Source organism: Mycobacterium sp. ZZG (genome assembly GCF_054786995.1).
The window spans coordinates 101160-121203 of the sequence record NZ_JBTBFV010000011.1; the positions used below are offsets into that span (position 1 = coordinate 101160).

Annotated in this window: 13 protein-coding genes; 11 read left to right on the forward strand and 2 right to left on the reverse strand. The window is 67.1% G+C overall.

The genetic code is table 11. The features are described 5' to 3' along the window. The first annotated feature begins 92 nt into the window (after positions 1 to 92). The 10 genes from rplJ (at position 93) to ACXMYJ_RS09545 (ending at position 16992) form a co-directional block, all read left to right on the forward strand. Positions 93 to 632 carry a 50S ribosomal protein L10 gene (gene rplJ / locus ACXMYJ_RS09500; protein WP_260757190.1) on the forward strand — a complete coding sequence of 180 codons (540 nt, stop codon included), beginning with the start codon at positions 93 to 95 and terminating at the stop codon, positions 630 to 632. A 40-nt stretch (positions 633 to 672) separates the two neighbouring features. Further along, positions 673 to 1065: a 50S ribosomal protein L7/L12 gene (gene rplL / locus ACXMYJ_RS09505; RefSeq protein ID WP_260757191.1), complete on the forward strand. Its 393-nt coding sequence runs from the start codon at positions 673 to 675 to the stop codon at positions 1063 to 1065. Positions 1066 to 1253: 188 nt separating this feature from the next. After that, positions 1254 to 2327, forward strand: coding sequence for an ABC transporter ATP-binding protein (locus tag ACXMYJ_RS09510; protein WP_460355668.1), 1074 nt, complete (start codon positions 1254 to 1256; stop codon positions 2325 to 2327). Between the two features lie 324 nt (positions 2328 to 2651). Continuing rightward, entirely contained in the window at positions 2652 to 4331 is a 1680-nt protein-coding gene (locus tag ACXMYJ_RS09515; protein WP_460355671.1) for an alpha/beta hydrolase, read from the forward strand. Between the two features lie 70 nt (positions 4332 to 4401). Then, the gene (locus ACXMYJ_RS09520; protein WP_460355673.1) at positions 4402 to 6042 is read left to right on the forward strand and encodes a hypothetical protein; all 1641 of its coding nucleotides are present in this window, start codon (positions 4402 to 4404) and stop codon (positions 6040 to 6042) included. Positions 6043 to 6327: 285 nt separating this feature from the next. Continuing rightward, positions 6328 to 9831: a DNA-directed RNA polymerase subunit beta gene (gene rpoB, locus ACXMYJ_RS09525; RefSeq protein WP_460355676.1), complete on the forward strand. Its 3504-nt coding sequence runs from the start codon at positions 6328 to 6330 to the stop codon at positions 9829 to 9831. 65 nt (positions 9832 to 9896) lie between these two features. After that, the gene (locus ACXMYJ_RS09530) at positions 9897 to 13847 is read left to right on the forward strand and encodes a DNA-directed RNA polymerase subunit beta' (protein WP_460355679.1); all 3951 of its coding nucleotides are present in this window, start codon (positions 9897 to 9899) and stop codon (positions 13845 to 13847) included. A 128-nt stretch (positions 13848 to 13975) separates the two neighbouring features. Continuing rightward, positions 13976 to 14962 carry a calcium/sodium antiporter gene (locus ACXMYJ_RS09535; RefSeq protein ID WP_460355681.1) on the forward strand — a complete coding sequence of 329 codons (987 nt, stop codon included), beginning with the start codon at positions 13976 to 13978 and terminating at the stop codon, positions 14960 to 14962. Between the two features lie 37 nt (positions 14963 to 14999). Continuing rightward, entirely contained in the window at positions 15000 to 15749 is a 750-nt protein-coding gene (locus ACXMYJ_RS09540; RefSeq protein WP_260757198.1) for a deoxyribonuclease IV, read from the forward strand. A 106-nt stretch (positions 15750 to 15855) separates the two neighbouring features. After that, the gene (locus tag ACXMYJ_RS09545; protein WP_443187342.1) at positions 15856 to 16992 is read left to right on the forward strand and encodes a phosphatase PAP2 family protein; all 1137 of its coding nucleotides are present in this window, start codon (positions 15856 to 15858) and stop codon (positions 16990 to 16992) included. On the opposite strand, the gene purU is transcribed toward ACXMYJ_RS09545, so the two are convergent. Beyond that, positions 16924 to 17805 (reverse strand): formyltetrahydrofolate deformylase, encoded by an 882-nt coding sequence (gene purU / locus ACXMYJ_RS09550; RefSeq protein WP_460355683.1) that lies wholly within the window; start codon positions 17803 to 17805, stop codon positions 16924 to 16926. The two genes, ACXMYJ_RS09545 and purU, sit on opposite strands and share 69 nt — an antisense overlap. 86 nt (positions 17806 to 17891) lie before the next feature. Here purU and ACXMYJ_RS09555 point away from each other — a divergent pair, with 86 nt between their 5' ends. Then, positions 17892 to 19577 (forward strand): acyl-CoA dehydrogenase family protein, encoded by a 1686-nt coding sequence (locus ACXMYJ_RS09555; RefSeq protein WP_443188122.1) that lies wholly within the window; start codon positions 17892 to 17894, stop codon positions 19575 to 19577. 15 nt (positions 19578 to 19592) lie between these two features. Here the strand turns inward: ACXMYJ_RS09555 and ACXMYJ_RS09560 are convergent, their stop codons facing one another. Next, positions 19593 to 19970: a DUF2267 domain-containing protein gene (locus ACXMYJ_RS09560; protein ID WP_460355686.1), complete on the reverse strand. Its 378-nt coding sequence runs from the start codon at positions 19968 to 19970 to the stop codon at positions 19593 to 19595. Positions 19971 to 20044: the final 74 nt, after the last annotated feature.

Here is a 20044-nt window from a genome sequence, read left to right on the forward strand (position 1 = left end):
CCCCGACCTGTCTGCGTCGGGGCGCTTGTGTTTTCCCGGACCCTCGTGATCTGCCGGTTGGTGGACGTCCCAACCATCACGAGGAGGCAAGCATGGCCAAGGCTGACAAGGCCACCGCGGTCGCCGACATCGCCGAGAAGTTCAAGGAGGCGACGGCCACCGTCGTCACCGAATATCGCGGCCTGACGGTGTCCAACCTTGCCGAGCTGCGTAGGTCGCTGGGTTCGTCGGCGACCTACACCGTCGCCAAGAACACCTTGGTGAAGCGTGCCGCGGCAGAGGCCGGCATCGAGGGGCTCGACGAGCTCTTCACCGGCCCGACCGCGATCGCGTTCATCGAAGGTGAGCCGGTTGACGCCGCCAAGGCGCTCAAGAAGTTCGCCAAGGACAACAAGGCGCTGGTCGTCAAGGGCGGCTACATGGACGGTCGCGCGCTGTCCGTCTCCGAGGTCGAGAAGATCGCCGACCTGGAGTCGCGCGAGGTGCTGCTGTCCAAGCTGGCCGGCGCGATGAAGGCGAAGCAGTCCCAGGCCGCGGCGCTGTTTGTGGCGCCTGCGTCCCAGGTCGCTCGCCTGGCCGCAGCTCTGCAGGAAAAGAAGGCCGCAGGGGATTCAGCAGAATCCGCTGCTTGATACCAAGACCACCCACAGAAGTAACTAGGAAGGACCAATCATGGCCAAGCTGTCCACCGACGAATTGCTCGACGCGTTCAAGGAAATGACCCTGCTGGAGCTCTCTGAGTTCGTGAAGCAGTTCGAGGAGACCTTCGACGTCACCGCTGCGGCTCCGGTCGCCGTCGCCGCTGCCGGCCCCGCCGCCGGTGGTGCCCCCGCCGAGGCCGCCGAGGAGCAGTCGGAGTTCGACGTCATCCTCGAAGGTGCCGGCGACAAGAAGATCGGCGTCATCAAGGTCGTTCGCGAGATCGTCTCCGGCCTGGGTCTCAAGGAAGCCAAGGACCTCGTCGACAGCGCCCCCAAGCCGCTGCTGGAGAAGGTCAACAAGGAGGCCGCCGAGGACGCCAAGGCCAAGCTCGAGGCTGCCGGCGCGTCGGTCACCGTCAAGTAGTTCGCCGCAATCGCGAAGCTGTGGGGCCGGTCTGGCAAACAGACCGGCCCCACAGTTGTCTGATCGGAAAGCGGGCAGGCGGTCTCGGCGGACCGAGTGTTGCCGCGCAAGCGCGTAGGTTACAGTGACTCAAGCCACAGGTGTGAAATTCTGTGGCGACACGTTCGGCTTTGGTGGAAGGAATTCGCGTGGGCATTGGCATTCAGATTGAGGGGCTGACCAAGTCCTTCGGAGCCCAGCGAATTTGGGAAGATGTCACCTTCGACCTGCCCGCCGGTGAGGTCAGCGTGCTGCTGGGCCCGTCCGGTACCGGTAAGTCGGTGTTTCTGAAGTCGCTGATCGGCCTGCTGCGCCCCGAGCGCGGCAAGATCATCGTCGACGGCACCAACATCATCGAGTGCTCGGCCAAGGAGCTCTACGAGATCCGCACGCTGTTCGGCGTCATGTTCCAGGACGGCGCGCTGTTCGGCTCGATGAGCCTCTACGACAACACCGCGTTCCCTCTTCGTGAGCACACGAAGAAGAAGGAAAGCGAGATCCGCAAGATCGTCATGGAGAAGCTGGACCTGGTCGGTCTGGGAGGTGACGAGAACAAGTTCCCCGGTGAGATCTCCGGTGGTATGCGCAAGCGTGCCGGCCTGGCCCGTTCGCTGGTGCTCGACCCGCAGATCATCCTCTGTGACGAGCCGGACTCGGGCCTGGACCCGGTGCGTACCGCGTATCTGTCGCAGCTGCTGATCGACATCAACGCCCAGATCGACTGCACGATTCTGATCGTCACGCACAACATCAACATCGCGCGCACGGTGCCCGACAACATGGGCATGCTGTTCCGCAAGAAGCTGGTGATGTTCGGGCCTCGCGAGGTGCTGCTGACCAGCGATGAGCCGGTGGTCAAGCAGTTCCTCAACGGCCGTCGTATCGGCCCGATCGGTATGTCGGAGGAGAAGGACGAGTCGACGATGGCCGAAGAGCAGGCCATGATCGACGCCGGTCACCACGACGGTGGTGTCGAGGAGATCGAAGGGGTGCCGCCGCAGGTCCAGGCCACCCCGGGTATGCCGGAGCGCCAGGCCGTGGGCCGTCGCCAGGCCCGCGTGCGCGAGATCATGCACACCCTGCCGCCGGCCGCGCAGGCCGCGATCCGCGACGACCTCGAAGGCACACGCCAGTACCCCACCCACGAGTTCGCTGGGGAACCGGCACACCGCCACGACGACGACGCTCCGACCGGCCGTATCCCGGTCGCCGGCGAGCGCTGATCGCCGTCCTTAGGTAAGTCCCTGCGCCCGGCGTCTGCTGGGCTGCGCTGACGCGCGCGTCCCTGTGGCGCGCGCGTCTTTTTTTGTGTCCGTCTAGCGCGTTGTCCCGCCATTGCCCGACGCCGGCGTTGCTGATTCTGTGTCGATGGAATCGAAATCCGCATCGGACCTGCTCCAGGAGTAGGTGCAGTCGGCTTCAGCAGCGCGTAGAACACTGGTTTCAACCGACATGAGCATCAGCGTCAATTTCCTCTTGAAAATTTAAGCCGCTTGCCTATACAGTTTGCCAGAATCGCATGTCGGCGCACGAAACCCGGGAGAGAGATGGTCGACCGCTATCGAGTGTGGCTGGGAGCAGGCGTCCTCGCAGGCGGGGTTTCGGCGGCGATGCTGGCCGGGGCCGGCGTCGCGGCCGCCGATGACGGCGCCCCGTCCGCGGGCGGCAGTCAGGCCTCGACCGGGGCCGACGACAGCGACAACGCTGCGCCGAACGCGGGCCCGTCCGAGGACGGCCAGACCGAGACCGAAGGCGGCGACGAGACCGAGGGCGACGAGGACGAGTCCAGCGACGAGACCGAGGACGACGACGAGACCGAGGTCGAGGACGAGGACGAGGTCGAGGACGAGTCCAGCGACGACGACCAGGGCGGCGACTACGGGAAAGACGCCCCCGCCGGGGAGTTCCCCAAGCCCGACGATGCGATCCCGGCGACCGACCCCTCCGCCGAACCCGAACCCGAGCCCGCGACCGAGGCCGAGGCCGAGCCTGTCGCCGTAGAACCGGTGCCGGCCGCAGAACCGGCGCCCGATGGGGTGGAGTCCGCGCCCGAGGCGCCGTCGACGCTGGTGGAGTCCATCGAGACCGACCTCGCGGCGCCCGAAGGCGCCGCGGTCATGCGGGTCGCCGCCGCCGGGTCGCCGTGGACCGGCGCCTCGGCGTTCAACCTCTTCGACGTCGTCGAGGACCTCAGCACGATGTTCTACAACTGGTACACCGGCACGATGCAGTTCCTGGCCGGGCCGCCACGTGCACCGTTCGGGAGCCGGGTCCGGGTGGAGCGGTCTTCGCTGACGCTGGCCAACGGCGTCGTGGTCTCCGCCGACTGGTACTTCCCGCCCGGTAAGACCGAGCCGAAAGGCCTGATCTACCTGCAGCACGGCATGCTCGCGAGTGCTGCGTTCTACAGCGCCACCGCGGCGTATCTCGCCGAGAAGACCAACAGCATCGTGGTCGCGCCGACGCTGACCTGGAACGTCTTCGACACCGACGACTACCCGTTGATGTTGCCGAGCACGCACCGCGTCGTCGCCGACCTGTTCACCGGTGACCGCGCCGCGCTCACTGCCAGCGCGCGCGAGGCCGGTTTTCACGGCGTGCTGCCGACCAGGCTGGTGCTGGCCGGCCACTCTGCCGGCGGTGGCCTGGCCGTCGGTGCGGCGCGATACCTGGTCGAGCGCGGTGGAGCCGACGCTCTCGCGGGGGTCGTGATGCTCGACGGTGCGGGCCTGGTCGGCGTGCTGAGCGCCGACCTGGCGAAGATCCCGCGATCGATTCCGGTGTACAACCTCGCCGCCGTCCCCGATTCGTGGAACAACCGCGGGCATGCGAGCGCACGCCTGCAGCAGGCCCGGCCCGACATGTTCACCGGCGTGCTCGTGCAGGGCGGGCACCACTCCGACTCGATGCAGAGCGCCAGCGGGATCGTGCAGTTCATGGCCTATCTGGCGACCGGTTTCTCGTCACCGTGGAACGTGGAGGCCAACGAGATCCTGACCGCCGGCTGGATCAACGACATGCTTGACGGCACCTACACCGAACGGCTGTACCGGTCGTCGGTGTCACCGGTCAGCCTGGTCACCGGATCCTGGTTCGCGCCGCCGTCGAGCGTGCAGCTCAACGGCCCAACCCCGTATGCGGCAGCCGCGATGGACGTGTGCCCGGTGGCTCCGGTCGTGGCCGTGTGCACGGATCCACTGCCGCGCCGCGATCCCGTCCGGGTGTGATTTAGGCAAACCACGTCGGGGCCCCGGCCACCGCGATAAGTTTCTGCCCGATCGGACGAAGGGGTCAGCGATGGGCGACCGGCTGTCGGTGTTGGTGGGTGCCGGCGTGATCACCGCCGGGGTGTCGGCGGCATTGCTGGCCGGCGCCGGCGTGGCGGCCGCGGAGTCCGAAACGGCCGAGGCGACGGCGACGTCGGAGTCCTCGCAGGCAGAACCGAGTGCGCCCACCGACACCGACAAGGACAAGAGCGCCGACGAAGCCGAAGAACCCGCGGAGGTCGAAGAACCCGCGGAGGCCGAAGAACCCGACGAGGCCGAAGAACCCGACGAGGCCCAAGAACGCGCGGAGGTCGAAGAACCCGACGAGGTCGCCCCCGAGGAACCAGCCGAGGAACCCACGCAGCGGCGGACCGACGTGATCGCGGCTTCCGAACGCCGCGATGACATTGCGGTGGCCGAGCCCGCTCAGGAGGCCGGCCAGACGACGCTGGCCTCGTTCACCGCGACTCGACCCGAAGTGGCCGCGGAGTCCACGGCCGCGGCCCCGAAACAAGAGACACTGCTCAGCGCCCTGGGCGCCGTCGTGTTCAACATCTATACCTTCGCCGTCCGCGTCCTCGGCGGTCCGCCGCTGCTGCCGTGGAGTAGCACCGTCACCGTCCGCAGCTCGTCGCTGACGATCGACTGCGGGGACGGCTACGAGGTTCCGGCCGACTGGTACGTGCCCGCAGGTACGCCGCCGACGCGCCTCATCCATCTGCAGCACGGCTTCCTCGCGTCGGGCGCGTTCTACAGCCACACCGCGGCCCGGCTGGCCGAGGCCACCCACAGCATCGTCGTCGCCACGTCGCTGACGTCGAACTTCCTGGCCTGTGACGGCTGCTGGGTCGGGGGATCGCCGATGCACAAGGCGATGGCCGGCCTGTTCATCGACGGCAACACCGCGCTGGCGCAGAGCGCGCTGGCCGCCGGCTACAGCAGCACACTGCTCGATGGCGTGCGCAAGGTCGCGCTGGTGGGCCACTCCGCCGGCGGCGGGCTCGCAGCCGGCGTCGCGGGATACATGAGCCAGAACGCGACGTTCACCAAGCTCGCCGGCGTGGTCATGCTCGACGGTGTCGGCTTCGGCGACGTCACTCCGCGCGCCCTGGCCAAGCTGCCCGCCGACTTTCCCATCTACAACCTCGGGGCGAAGTCCTACTACTGGAACCTGTCCGGGGCGACCAACACCGCGCTGGAGCAGTGGCGGCCCGGCGGCTTCAACGGCGTCAAGCTCGCACACGGATCCCACGGTGACACGATGACCGGCGGCAACCTGCTGATCCAGGCGTCGATGAACCTGATCACCGGATGGCCGAGGCTGGCGAACGTCAGGGCCGCCGAGATGATCAGCGCCGGGTGGCTCACCGACATGTTCGCCGGGGCGCCGTCGCCGTCGTCGGGCTACTACGGCGCTCCCGGTGACACCCTGACGATCCACACCAGCCGGGGCGCGGCGACCGCGTACGTGCTTCCCGGACCGGCCGAGCGTCAGACCTTTCTCGACTGGCTGTTCAGCTACGGTGCGACGATCTTGTTCGGGATCGACTTCGCCACCTGCGCGGTCGACCCGGACGAAGTCTTCACAGAAAACTCCACAAACACCGCGTCATCTCTTGACGGAAGGGCGAAACCGCGCCAATCTATTGGCCAGCAATGTGTGCATGGATGACAGCAGTTGGGACCGCCGGCCAGCGACCGGAGTTCCGTAGCGCACCGTGCTGCCTCGAGGGTTGAGGAATAGGCCGTCCTGCGCTATCGTTGGACGTTGCGCTGGCTGAATCCTGCCCACCTCGCTCTTTCCGACCCGCACTAATCATGTGGTCCTAGCCTGAGCCCCCGCTCAGCGATCTAGACGCATGCCGTGCGTCCGGGTGGTTGGTGAAGCCGGCCGAACCGACGCAGAAACGCGGCGAATACGGGATCGGCTTCTCCGGTTCCCGAACAGCCGCATTAGGTGCTGGAAGGATGCATCTTGGCAGGGTCCCGCCAGATCGAGTCAACCACTAACAACTCCGTTCCCGGAGCACCAAACCGAATTTCCTTTGCCAAGCTCCGCGAACCGCTTGAGGTTCCGGGGCTTCTCGACGTTCAGACCGAGTCGTTCGAGTGGCTGATCGGCGCCGAGGACTGGTTCCGGCGCGCGGCCGAGCGCGGCGACGTAGACCCCAAGGGCGGTCTCCAGGAGGTTCTCGAAGAGCTCTCGCCGATCGAGGACTTCTCGGGCTCGATGTCCCTGTCGTTCTCCGATCCGCGCTTCGACGAGGTCAAAGCGCCGGTCGACGAGTGCAAAGACAAGGACATGACGTACGCGGCACCGCTGTTCGTCACGGCCGAGTTCATCAACAACAACACCGGTGAGATCAAGAGCCAGACGGTCTTCATGGGTGACTTCCCGATGATGACCGAGAAGGGCACCTTCATCATCAACGGCACCGAGCGTGTCGTGGTGAGCCAGCTGGTGCGTTCGCCCGGTGTGTACTTCGACGAGTCGATCGACAAGTCGACGGAGAAGACGCTGCACAGCGTCAAGGTGATCCCCGGCCGCGGCGCGTGGCTGGAGTTCGACGTCGACAAGCGCGACACCGTCGGCGTCCGCATCGATCGCAAGCGCCGTCAGCCCGTCACCGTGCTGCTCAAGGCGCTCGGCTGGACCAACGAGCAGATCACCGAGCGCTTCGGCTTCTCCGAGATCATGATGAGCACGCTGGAGAAGGACAACACCGCAGGCACCGACGAGGCGCTGCTGGACATCTACCGCAAGCTGCGGCCGGGCGAGCCCCCCACCAAGGAGTCCGCGCAGACCCTGCTGGAGAACCTGTTCTTCAAGGAGAAGCGCTACGACCTGGCCCGCGTGGGCCGCTACAAGGTCAACAAGAAGCTGGGGCTGAACGCCGGCCAGCCGATCACGAGCTCGACGCTGACCGAAGAGGACGTCGTCGCGACCATCGAGTACCTGGTGCGCTTGCACCAGGGCGACCACACGATGACCGCCCCCGGCGGCGTCGAGGTTCCCGTCGAGGTCGACGACATCGATCACTTCGGCAACCGTCGCCTGCGCACCGTCGGCGAGCTGATCCAGAACCAGATCCGGGTCGGCCTCTCGCGTATGGAGCGCGTCGTGCGTGAGCGCATGACGACCCAGGACGTCGAGGCGATCACGCCACAGACCCTGATCAACATCCGTCCCGTCGTGGCGGCGATCAAGGAGTTCTTCGGCACCAGCCAGCTGTCGCAGTTCATGGACCAGAACAACCCGCTGTCGGGTCTGACCCACAAGCGCCGCCTGTCGGCGCTGGGCCCCGGCGGTCTGTCCCGTGAGCGTGCCGGCCTCGAGGTTCGCGACGTGCACTCCAGCCACTACGGCCGCATGTGCCCGATCGAGACTCCCGAGGGTCCGAACATCGGCCTGATCGGTTCGCTGTCGGTGTACGCCCGGGTCAACCCGTTCGGCTTCATCGAGACCCCGTACCGCAAGGTCATCGACGGTGTGGTCACCGACCAGATCGACTACCTGACCGCCGACGAGGAGGACCGCCACGTCGTGGCGCAGGCCAACTCGCCGCTGGACGCCGACGGCCGCTTCGAAGAGGAGCGCGTGCTGGTCCGCCGTAAGGGCGGCGAGGTCGAGTTCGTGTCGGCCGCCGAGGTGGACTACATGGACGTCTCGCCGCGCCAGATGGTGTCGGTCGCGACGGCGATGATCCCGTTCCTCGAGCACGACGACGCCAACCGTGCCCTGATGGGTGCCAACATGCAGCGCCAGGCGGTTCCGCTGGTGCGCAGCGAGGCCCCGCTGGTCGGCACCGGTATGGAGCTGCGCGCCGCGATCGACGCCGGCGACGTGGTCGTCACCGAAAAGGCCGGTGTGGTCGAGGAGGTCTCCGCGGACTACATCACCGTGATGGCCGACGACGGCACCCGGCACACCTACCGGATGCGCAAGTTCGCCCGCTCGAATCACGGCACCTGCGCCAACCAGCGTCCGATCGTGGACGCCGGGCAGCGCGTCGAGGCCGGTCAGGTCCTCGCCGACGGGCCCTGCACCGAGAACGGTGAGATGGCCCTGGGCAAGAACCTGCTCGTGGCGATCATGCCGTGGGAGGGTCACAACTACGAGGACGCGATCATCCTCTCGAACCGTCTGGTGGAGGAGGACGTGCTCACCTCGATTCACATCGAGGAGCACGAGATCGATGCCCGCGACACCAAGCTGGGCGCCGAGGAGATCACCCGGGACATCCCGAACGTCTCCGATGAGGTGCTGGCCGATCTCGACGAGCGCGGCATCATCCGCATCGGCGCCGAGGTCCGTGACGGCGACATCCTGGTCGGCAAGGTCACCCCGAAGGGCGAGACCGAGCTGACCCCCGAGGAGCGCCTGCTGCGCGCCATCTTCGGCGAGAAGGCCCGCGAGGTCCGCGACACGTCGCTGAAGGTGCCCCACGGTGAGTCCGGCAAGGTCATCGGCATCCGCGTGTTCAGCCGCGAGGACGACGACGAACTGCCCGCCGGCGTCAACGAGCTGGTCCGCGTCTACGTGGCCCAGAAGCGCAAGATCTCCGACGGCGACAAGCTCGCCGGACGCCACGGCAACAAGGGCGTCATCGGCAAGATCCTGCCCGTCGAGGACATGCCGTTCATGCCCGATGGCACCCCGGTGGACATCATCCTGAACACCCACGGTGTGCCGCGTCGTATGAACATCGGCCAGATCCTGGAGACCCACCTCGGGTGGGTCGCCAAGGCCGGCTGGAACATCGATGTGGCCGGCGAAACCCCGGATTGGGCGGCCAAGCTGCCCGAGCACATGCTCTCGGCCCCGGCCGACAGCATCGTGGCCACGCCGGTGTTCGACGGTGCGCAGGAAGGCGAGCTGCAGGGCCTGCTCGGCGCGACGCTGCCCAACCGTGACGGCGAGACCATGGTCAACGCCGACGGCAAGGCGGTGTTGTTCGACGGCCGCAGTGGCGAACCGTTCCCGTACCCGGTCACGGTCGGCTACATGTACATCCTCAAGCTGCACCACCTGGTGGACGACAAGATCCACGCCCGCTCGACCGGCCCGTACTCGATGATCACCCAGCAGCCGCTGGGCGGTAAGGCGCAGTTCGGTGGTCAGCGGTTCGGTGAGATGGAGTGCTGGGCCATGCAGGCCTACGGTGCGGCGTACACGCTGCAGGAGCTCCTGACGATCAAGTCCGACGACACCGTAGGCCGCGTCAAGGTGTACGAGGCGATCGTCAAGGGCGAGAACATCCCCGAGCCGGGCATCCCGGAGTCGTTCAAGGTGCTTCTCAAGGAGCTGCAGTCGCTGTGCCTCAACGTCGAGGTGTTGTCTTCTGACGGCGCGGCGATCGAGATGCGTGACGGCGACGACGAGGACCTGGAGCGCGCCGCTGCCAACCTCGGAATCAACCTGTCCCGCAACGAATCTGCCTCTGTCGAAGATCTCGCCTGACTCGCGGCACCGCCGCGGCGCTAAGTGTTATTGGCTACAAATCCCGCAAGGGGAAAGGGAGTTACGTGCTAGACGTCAACTTCTTCGATGAACTCCGCATCGGTCTCGCGACCGCGGACGACATCCGCAACTGGTCCTTCGGTGAGGTCAAGAAGCCGGAGACCATCAACTACCGCACGCTCAAGCCCGAGAAGGACGGCCTGTTCTGCGAGAAGATCTTCGGACCGACTCGCGACTGGGAGTGCTACTGCGGCAAGTACAAGCGCGTCCGGTTCAAGGGCATCATCTGTGAGCGCTGCGGCGTCGAGGTGACCCGTGCCAAGGTGCGTCGTGAGCGGATGGGCCACATCGAACTGGCCGCACCCGTCACGCACATCTGGTACTTCAAGGGCGTGCCGAGCCGGCTGGGCTACCTGCTGGACCTGGCCCCGAAGGATCTCGAGAAGATCATCTACTTCGCGGCCTACGTGATCACCGCGGTCGACGACGAGATGCGGCACAACGAGCTGTCCACGCTGGAGGCCGAGATGGCCGTCGAGCGCAAGGCCATCGAGGACCAGCGCGACGCCGATCTGGAGGCCCGCGCCCAGAAGCTCGAGGCCGACATGAAGGAGCTCGAGGAAGAGGGCGCCAAGTCCGACGTCAAGCGCAAGGTGCGCGACGGCGGTGAGCGCGAGATGCGCCAGCTGCGCGACCGGGCTCAGCGTGAGCTCGACCGGCTCGACGAGATCTGGACGACGTTCACCAAGCTGGCTCCCAAGCAGCTGATCGTCGACGAGCTGCTCTACCGCGAGCTGCAGGACCGGTACGGCGAGTACTTCGAGGGTGCCATGGGCGCGGAGTCGATCAAGAAGCTCATCGAGAACTTCGACATCGACGCCGAGGCCGAGTCGCTGCGCGACACCATCAAGAACGGCAAGGGCCAGAAGAAGCTGCGGGCGCTCAAGCGACTCAAGGTCGTCGCCGCGTTCCAGACCAACTCGAACTCGCCGATGGGCATGGTTCTGGACGCCGTGCCGGTGATCCCGCCGGAACTGCGCCCGATGGTGCAGCTCGACGGTGGCCGCTTCGCGACGTCGGACCTCAACGACCTGTATCGCCGCGTCATCAACCGCAACAACCGGCTCAAGCGACTGATCGATCTCGGCGCGCCCGAGATCATCGTCAACAACGAGAAGCGCATGCTTCAGGAGTCGGTGGACGCGCTGTTCGACAACGGCCGCCGCGGCCGTCCGGTGACCGGGCCGGGCAACCGCCCGCTCAAGTCGCTGTCCGATCTGCTCAAGGGCAAGCAGGGCCGCTTCCGGCAGAACCTGCTCGGTAAGCGCGTCGACTACTCGGGCCGTTCGGTCATCGTGGTCGGCCCGCAGCTGAAGCTGCACCAGTGCGGTCTGCCGAAGCTGATGGCTCTCGAGCTCTTCAAGCCGTTCGTGATGAAGCGTCTGGTCGACCTGAACCACGCGCAGAACATCAAGAGCGCCAAGCGCATGGTCGAGCGTCAGCGCCCCCAGGTGTGGGATGTCCTCGAAGAGGTCATCGCCGAGCACCCGGTGCTGCTGAACCGTGCACCTACGCTGCACCGCCTGGGTATCCAGGCCTTCGAGCCGCAGCTGGTGGAGGGCAAGGCCATCCAGCTGCACCCGTTGGTGTGTGAGGCGTTCAACGCCGACTTCGACGGTGACCAGATGGCCGTGCACCTTCCGCTGTCGGCGGAGGCGCAGGCCGAGGCCCGCGTCCTGATGCTGTCCTCGAACAACATCCTGTCGCCGGCGTCGGGCCGCCCGTTGGCCATGCCGCGTCTGGACATGGTGACCGGCCTGTACTACCTGACCACCGAGATCGAGGGTGACAAGGGCGAGTACACCCCGGCAGCCGACGATCAGCCGGAGAGCGGTGTGTACAGCTCGCCGGCCGAGGCCATCATGGCGATGGACCGTGGCGCGCTGAGTGTGCGGGCCAAGATCCGGGTGCGGCTGACGCAGCTGCGCCCGCCGGCCGACGTCGAGGCCGAGCGGTTCCCGGACGGCTGGAACCCGGGCGACGCCTGGACCGCCGACACCACGCTGGGCCGTGTGCTGTTCAACGAGCTGATGCCACGGGGCTATCCGTTCGTCAACGAGCAGATGCACAAGAAGGTGCAGGCGCGGATCATCAACGATCTGGCCGAGCGCTACCCGATGATCGTGGTCGCGCAGACCGTGGACAAGCTCAAGGATGCCGGCTTCTACTGGGCCACCCGTTCGGGTGTCACCGTGTCGATGGCCGACGTGCTGGTGCCGCCGGAGAAGCAGGAGATCCTCGAGCGCTACGAGGCCGAGGCCGACGGCATCGAGAAGCAGTACCAGCGCGGCAAGCTCAACCACGACGAGCGCAACGAAGCGTTGGTGAAGATCTGGCAGGACGCGACCGAAGAGGTCGGTCAGGCGCTGCGGGCGCACTACCCGAAGGACAACCCGATCATCACGATCGTGGATTCGGGTGCCACGGGTAACTTCACCCAGACGCGGACGCTGGCCGGCATGAAGGGTCTGGTGACCAACCCGAAGGGTGAGTTCATCCCGCGTCCGATCAAGTCCTCGTTCCGCGAGGGCCTGACGGTGCTGGAGTACTTCATCAACACCCACGGCGCCCGTAAGGGTCTGGCGGACACCGCGCTTCGTACCGCCGACTCGGGCTACCTGACCCGTCGTCTGGTCGACGTGTCGCAGGACGTCATCGTCCGCGAGATCGACTGCGAGACCGAGCGCGGCATCACCGTCACGCTGGCCGAGCTGCAGGGCGACTCGCTGGTGCGCGATCAGCACATCGAGACCTCCGCGTACGCGCGGACGCTGGCCACCGATGCGGTCGACGCCGACGGCAACGTCGTCGTCGAGCGTGGGCACGACCTCGGTGACCCGGCCATCGATGCGCTGCTGGCCGCCGGTATCACCGAGGTCAAGGTCCGCTCCGTGCTGACCTGCGGCACCGGCACCGGTGTGTGCGCGATGTGCTACGGCCGTTCGATGGCGACCGGCAAGCTGGTCGACATCGGTGAGGCTGTCGGCATCGTGGCCGCGCAGTCGATCGGTGAGCCCGGCACGCAGCTGACCATGCGTACCTTCCACCAGGGTGGCGTCACCGGCGGTGCCGACATCGTGGGTGGTCTGCCCCGCGTGCAGGAGCTGTTCGAGGCGCGTATCCCGCGCAACCGGGCTCCGATCGCCGACGTCTCCGGCCGCGTGCGCCTGGAGGAGAGCGACAAGTTCTACAAGATCACCATCGTTCCCGACGACGGGGGCGAGGAGGTCGTGTACGACAAGCTCTCGCGTCGTCAGCGCCTGAAGGTGTTCAAGCACGACGACGGCTCCGAGCGTCTGCTGACCGACGGCGACCACGTCGAGGTCGGCCAGCAGCTGCTGGAAGGCTCGGCCGACCCGCACGAGGTGCTCCGCGTCCAAGGCCCGCGCGAGGTGCAGATCCACCTCGTCAAGGAGGTCCAGGAGGTGTACCGCGCCCAGGGTGTGTCGATCCACGACAAGCACATCGAGGTCATCGTCCGGCAGATGCTGCGCCGCGTCACGATCATCGACTCGGGCTCGACGGAGTTCCTGCCCGGTTCGCTGACCGAACGTGGCGAGTTCGAGACCGAGAACCGTCGGGTGGTCGCCGAGGGCGGCGAGCCCGCGGCCGGTCGTCCGGTGCTGATGGGTATCACCAAGGCGTCGCTGGCCACCGACTCGTGGCTGTCGGCGGCGTCGTTCCAGGAGACCACCCGTGTGCTGACCGATGCGGCGATCAACTGCCGCAGCGACAAGCTGCAGGGTCTGAAGGAGAACGTGATCATCGGCAAGCTGATCCCGGCCGGTACCGGCATCAACCGGTACCGCAACATCCAGGTTCAGCCGACCGAGGAGGCCCGGGCCGCGGCGTACACGATCCCGTCCTACGAGGATCAGTACTACAGCCCGGACTTCGGTCAGGCCACCGGCGCTGCGGTGCCGCTGGACGACTACGGCTACTCGGACTACCGGTAAGTCGACGAAAGAGCCCTCACCCCGCCGGGGTGGGGGCTTTTTCGTGCGCGGGCACGGTAGGTGTGACCGGGCTGCGGCAGGTAAACGGTCCGCGGCAGGTACCGGGCTGCGGCGAGTAATCTTCCGGAATGCTGGTCGATGCGCTGTGGTTCCTGATCGGACTGGCGGTGCTGATCGCCGGCGCGGAGATCATGGTCCGGGGCGGCGCCGTGGTCGCGGCCCGGCTGGGCATCAGCCCCATCATCATCGGGCTGACCGTGGTCTCGATCGGCACCAGCATGCCCGAGCTTGCCGTTGGCGTGGTGTCGGCCGGTGGAGGCAACGGTGCGCTGGCGGTCGGCAACATCGCCGGCACCAACGTCGTCAACATCCTGCTCATACTCGGCCTGAGCGCGCTGTTGGTCCCGCTGAGTCTTCAGATGCGCACGAACCGGTTCGAGCTGCCGATGATGGCCGCGGCGGCGTTGCTGTTGTGGGCGCTGGCCGCCGACGGCCGGCTCTCCCGGCTCGACGGCGCCATCCTGGTGACCGCCGCCGTCGGCTACACCGCCGCGGTGATCTGGTCAGCGAGGCGCGAATCGCGGGCCATCGCCGAGGAGTTTGCCGCCGAGTTCGGGACGGAGCCGGTCCAGGCGACGGTCACCGACGTCCGGCGCCGGACCATGACCCACGTCGGTATGACGATCGGCGGCATCGTCGTCGTCGTGATCGGCGCCGACTGGCTCGTCGACGGAGCGGTCGGGATGGCCCGGCAGTTCGGCGTCTCGGACGCGCTGATCGGACTCACCGTGGTGGCCATCGGAACCTCGGCGCCCGAGCTGGTGACCACCGTCGTGACGATAGTGCGCGTCGACCGCGACATAGCGATCGGCAACCTCATCGGGAGCAGCATCTACAACATCCTGCTGATCCTCGGCGTGACGTGTCTGGTGCCCGCCGAGGGCCTGTGGCTGCCCTCCAGCCTGGTCGACATCGACATCCCGATCATGGTCGCGGTCGCGCTGATCTGCATTCCGATCTTCCTGTCGGGCCGCAGGGTGAGCCGGGCGGAAGGCGGCGGCATGGTGGGGGCCTACCTGGCATACCTGGGCTTCCTGCTCGCAGCGCAGACATGAGGCCGGTCCGTCGGCGCCCGTCACTAGACTCGGCGACGTGCTCATAGGTTCGCATGTCCACGGAGACGACCCCCTGGCCGCGGCGCAGTCCGACGGCGCCGATGTCGTGCAGTTCTTCCTCGGGAATCCGCAGAGCTGGAAGAAGCCCAAACCCCGCGAGGACGCCGAGGCGCTCAAGGCCTCGCCGATCCCGGTCTATGTGCACGCGCCGTATCTGATCAACGTCGCGTCGGCCAACAACCGGGTGCGCATCCCGTCGCGCAAGATCTTGCAGGACACGTGCGATGCGGCCGCCGACGTCGGCGCCACCGCGGTGATCGTGCACGGTGGCCACGCCGACGACAACGACATGGAGGCCGGCTTCGAGCGCTGGGTCAAGGCGCTCGATCATCTGGACACCGACGTGCCGGTCTATCTGGAGAACACCGCCGGTGGCGACCACGCCATGGCGCGGCACTTCGACACCATCGCCCGGCTATGGGACCGCATCGGCGACACCGGCATCGGGTTCTGCCTGGACACCTGCCACGCCTGGGCGGCCGGCGAAGCGCTGGTCGACGCCGTGGAACGCATCAAGGGAATCACCGGCCGCATCGACCTGGTGCACTGCAACGACTCCCGCGATGCGGCCGGTTCCGGCGCCGACCGGCACGCGAACTTCGGCTCGGGCCAGATCGACCCCCAACTGCTGGTCGCCGTGGTCAAGGCAGCCGGTGCGCCGGTCATCTGCGAGACCTCCGACGAGGGCCGCAAAGACGACATCGCTTTCCTCCGCGAACACCTCTAGAGGCCCTGCCACCCGCTTTGTCGCTGAACGGTTATCCAACACCTGGTGGCGAGGCGGTTAAATAGGGAAGCGCCGGGAACCCGGCGCGCCCTGTCGAAAGGCCTCCGTGTCCGCGATTGACGATCAGCCGTCGATTGCGCTGACGTCTGAGGTCACCACCGAACCGCCGGTCGACCGGCGTGGCCGCAGGCTGCGGATCGTCCGATGGGTCACCGTCGGGGTGTGGGCGACGGTCGTGGTGTGGCGCACCGTCACCGACGGGTTCGCGTTCAACCGAGAACTGTTGTTGCTCTATATCTGCACCGGACTTGCTGCCGCGAGCATCGGCCAGGGTAGGCGGGTCTTCTACGTCGTGCGGGACTGGCTGCCGTTCGCGCTGGTGCTGATTGCTTACGACCTCAGCAGGGGTGCCGCCACGCTCGTCGGCCGGCCCACACTGTGGCACTGGCAGGCCGACGCAGACCGTTGGATGTTCTTCGGCAACATGCCGACCGTATGGCTGCAGGAGCGCTTGAAGCTGCCGTACCCGCCGTGGTGGGAGGTGGTGATCAGCAGCGTCTACATGTCGTTCTTCATCCTCCCGTACGTGATCGCGGGGATCCTGTGGCTGCGCGACCGCGAGGAATGGAAGGCGTTCGTACGGTTGTTCGTCGGCCTGAACTTCGCGGCGCTGATCGTCTACGTCCTGCTGCCCGCCGCGCCGCCGTGGGCGGCGGCGCGCTGCACACCGGATGACGTCCAGGGCGGCCCGTCCGGTCCGCGGTGCATGTTCGGTTCCGCCCGCGGTGTCCCCGACGGCGGGGTGCTCGGTTCGATGCAGTTCAGTCAGGACGGCGCCCACGACTGGGTGGAACGCATCGTCGGCCGTGGCTGGGGCAAGCTGAACCTCCACTCGGCCACGGCGCTGCTCGATCAGGGGCAGGCGAGCGTCAACCTGGTCGCGGCCATCCCCTCGCTGCACGCCGGGATGTCGGCGGCGCTCGCGGCGTTCCTGTGGAACCGGGTGCAGCGCGGCTGGCGCCCGCTGCTGGTGGCGTATCCGCTGATCATGGCGTTCGCCCTCGTCTACAGCGCCGAGCACTACGTGATCGACCTGCTGCTCGGCTGGGCGCTGGCCGCGGCGGTGATCACCCTGCTCGGCTGGTACGAGCGGCGCCGGCAGAATCGCAGGTCTTCAGAAGACGATGGTCTGGTTGCCGAAGCGGATGATGCGATCCTGGCAATGCCACAGCACCGCACGTGACAGCACCGCCCGTTCCACGTCGGCGCCGAGACGCGCCAGATCGGTGACGTCGTGGCGGTGGTCGACGCGCACCACGTCCTGCTCGATGATCGGGCCCTCGTCGAGGTCGTCCGTCACGTAGTGGGCGGTGGCGCCGACGAGTTTCACGCCGCGTTCCTTCGCACGGTGGTACGGTGCGGCGCTGATGAACGCCGGCAGGAACGAGTGGTGGATGTTGATCAGCGGACACCCGACCTCCTCGATGAAGCGCGGGCTCAGGATCTGCATGTAGCGGGCGAGCACCACGAGGTCGGCGTTGCCGCGCAGCAGGTCCAACTGGCGCTGCTCGGCCTCTGCGCGAATCCCCCTGTGCGCCGGGATGTGGATGAACGGCACGCCGAAAGGGCGCACGTCGTCGGCGAGGTCGGGATGGTTGGCGATCACCATCACCACCGACATGTCGAGCTCACCGCGGCGGTTTCGCCACAGCAGATCGAGCACGCAGTGGTCCTCGCGCGAGGCCATGATCACGACGCGTTTGGGCTTCGCCGCCTCCGTGAGGCGGAAGTCCATGCCGAATTCGTCGGCCACGTGCTCTGCGAAGGATCGTTCCAGCGCGTCTCGCACCGCCGTCAGACCCGCCAGATGGAAGATCGTGCGCTGCATGAAAATCCCGCCGGACTGCGCCGTCGAGTGCTGGTCGAGGGAAATGATGTTGGCGCCACGACCGGCGAGGAACCCGCTGACAGCGGCGACCAGGCCGGGACGGTCCTCGCAGCGCAGCAGAAGGCGCCCGACGTCTCTGCCCGATACCGCGGACGTGCGGTCGTCCACTCGGGCAGCTTAACGTCGGCCCGCCGGCCATCAGGGCGACGTTACATGTTCTTGTGCAGCCGTCGAGAAAATGTAACAGTGTGTGCATGCCTACTGCTCCAACGCTGTGCACCTCCGCGGGCACGCACGTCGTCGCCAATCAGGTCCCCCTGCTGGAGGACTTCAACCCGGCCGCGTCCCCTGTCCTCGCCGAGGCGCTGATCCGCGAAGGCGGGGATTGGGGCGTCGACGAGGTCCACGAACTGGGCGCAGTGGCCGGCGGCCGCAAAGCCCAGCGCTGGGGCGAACTCGCCGACCGCAACCGTCCTGTCCTGCACACCCATGACCGCGTCGGCCATCGCGTCGACGAGGTCGAGTACGACCCCGCCTACCACGAACTGATGAGCGTCGCCATCGGGCACGGTCTGCACGCGGCACCGTGGGCCGACGACCGACCGGGTGCGCACGTGGTGCGCGCCGCCAAGATGTCGGTGTGGACGCCGGAGGCTGGACACGTCTGCCCGATCTCGATGACCTACGCCGTCGTCCCGGCCCTGCGCCACAATCCGGAACTGGCGGCGCTCTACGAGCCGCTGCTGACCAGCCGAATCTACGACCCCGAACTCGCCGTGCCGGCGACCAAGCCCGGCCTCACCGCGGGGATGTCGATGACCGAGAAGCAGGGCGGCTCCGACGTCCGGGCCGGCACCACGCAGGCTGTCCCCACAGGCGACGGCACCTACCGGCTGACCGGGCACAAGTGGTTCACGTCCGCGCCGATGTGCGACCTCTTCCTGGTGCTCGCCCAGACGCCCGGCCGGGGCGAGCGAAGCGACGGGAAATCAGGCGGGCTGAGCTGCTTCTTCCTGCCGCGGATCCTGCCCGACGGCTCCCGCAACCGGATGTTCCTGCAGCGCCTCAAGGACAAGCTGGGCAACCACGCCAACGCGTCCAGCGAGGTGGAGTATGACGGGGCGACGGCGTGGCTGGTCGGGGAGGAGGGCCGCGGGGTGCCGACCATCATCGAGATGGTCAACCTGACCCGGCTGGACTGCACGCTGGGCAGCGCGACGAGCATGCGCAACGGGCTGATGCGCGCGGCCCACCATGCCCAGCACCGCAAGGCGTTCGGCGCGTACCTGATCGACCAGCCGCTGATGCGCAACGTGCTCGCCGACCTCGCGGTCGAGGCGGAGGCCGCGACCATGCTGGCGATGCGGATGGCCGGCGCCACCGACCGCGCCGTCCGCGGCGACGAACGCGAAACCCTGCTCCGCAGAATCGGATTGGCGGCCGCCAAGTATTGGGTGTGCAAGCGAGCCACGCCGCATGCCGCCGAGGCGATGGAGTGTCTGGGCGGCAACGGCTATGTCGAGGACTCGGGGATGCCGCGGCTGTACCGGGAGGCGCCGCTGATGGGCATCTGGGAGGGCTCGGGCAACGTCAGCGCGCTGGACACGTTGCGCGCCATGGCCACCCGGCCGGAGTGCGTCGACGTGCTGTTCGACGAGCTCGCCACCACCAAGGGGCACGACGCCCGCCTGGACGCCCACGTCGAACGTCTGCGGCCCCAGCTCGGCGATCCCGAGACCATCCAGTACCGCGCCCGCCAAGTCGCGGAGGACATCTCGCTGGCACTGCAGGGGTCGCTGCTGGCGCGCCACGGCCATCCCGCGGTCGCCGAGGCGTTCCTGGCCAGCAGGCTCGGTGGTCAGTGGGGTGGCGCCTTCGGCACGCTGCCCATCGGCCTGGACTTGGCGCCGATCATCGAGCGTGCTCTGGTCAAGGCATGACGCGGTCGTGGCCACCTACCGCGGCGGGATGCCCACTCTCTTGAAGTCGTCAGGCAGTTGACTGAGGACGTCGTTGAACTCACCCGGTGTGACGGCATCGCGCAGGGTATCGAAGACCGCGTCGACAGCCAACTCGGCCGTATTGACGTCGGTCCCACTACGGCCGGCGACGCGGCGAACGAACTCGACGAAACCGAAGGCCTCGGCTTCTTCCTTCGCGGGCAGCAATGGGTTCTGGAGCGGAACAGGCAACTGGGCGGCGAGGTCGCGGGCCTCGCCGCCGGTGATGCGTTCGGCAAGTGTAGCCAGCACCGCGCGGGTGAGTGTCTCAGCTTCTGATTGGCTGACACCGACACTGGAGGCCACTCTGGAGATGAACTCGTCATATTTCATGTCCGTCAGGATCGTCGGGCCCGCCGCGCGATTTCTCCACCCGCGCGAGCTAAATTCGTCCTCGGGAATCGGCC

What these genes read in the sequence shown, in the direction of transcription:
- rplJ (WP_260757190.1), top strand. Translation starts at nt 93, where the DNA reads ATGGCCAAGGCTGACAAGGCCACCGCGGTCGCCGACATCGCCGAGAAG.
- ACXMYJ_RS09535 (WP_460355681.1), top strand. Translation starts at nt 13,976, where the DNA reads ATGCTGGTCGATGCGCTGTGGTTCCTGATCGGACTGGCGGTGCTGATC.
- rplL (WP_260757191.1), top strand. Translation starts at nt 673, where the DNA reads ATGGCCAAGCTGTCCACCGACGAATTGCTCGACGCGTTCAAGGAAATG.
- ACXMYJ_RS09515 (WP_460355671.1), top strand. Translation starts at nt 2,652, where the DNA reads ATGGTCGACCGCTATCGAGTGTGGCTGGGAGCAGGCGTCCTCGCAGGC.
- ACXMYJ_RS09560 (WP_460355686.1), bottom strand. Translation starts at nt 19,970, where the DNA reads ATGAAATATGACGAGTTCATCTCCAGAGTGGCCTCCAGTGTCGGTGTC.
- ACXMYJ_RS09555 (WP_443188122.1), top strand. Translation starts at nt 17,892, where the DNA reads ATGCCTACTGCTCCAACGCTGTGCACCTCCGCGGGCACGCACGTCGTC.
- ACXMYJ_RS09520 (WP_460355673.1), top strand. Translation starts at nt 4,402, where the DNA reads ATGGGCGACCGGCTGTCGGTGTTGGTGGGTGCCGGCGTGATCACCGCC.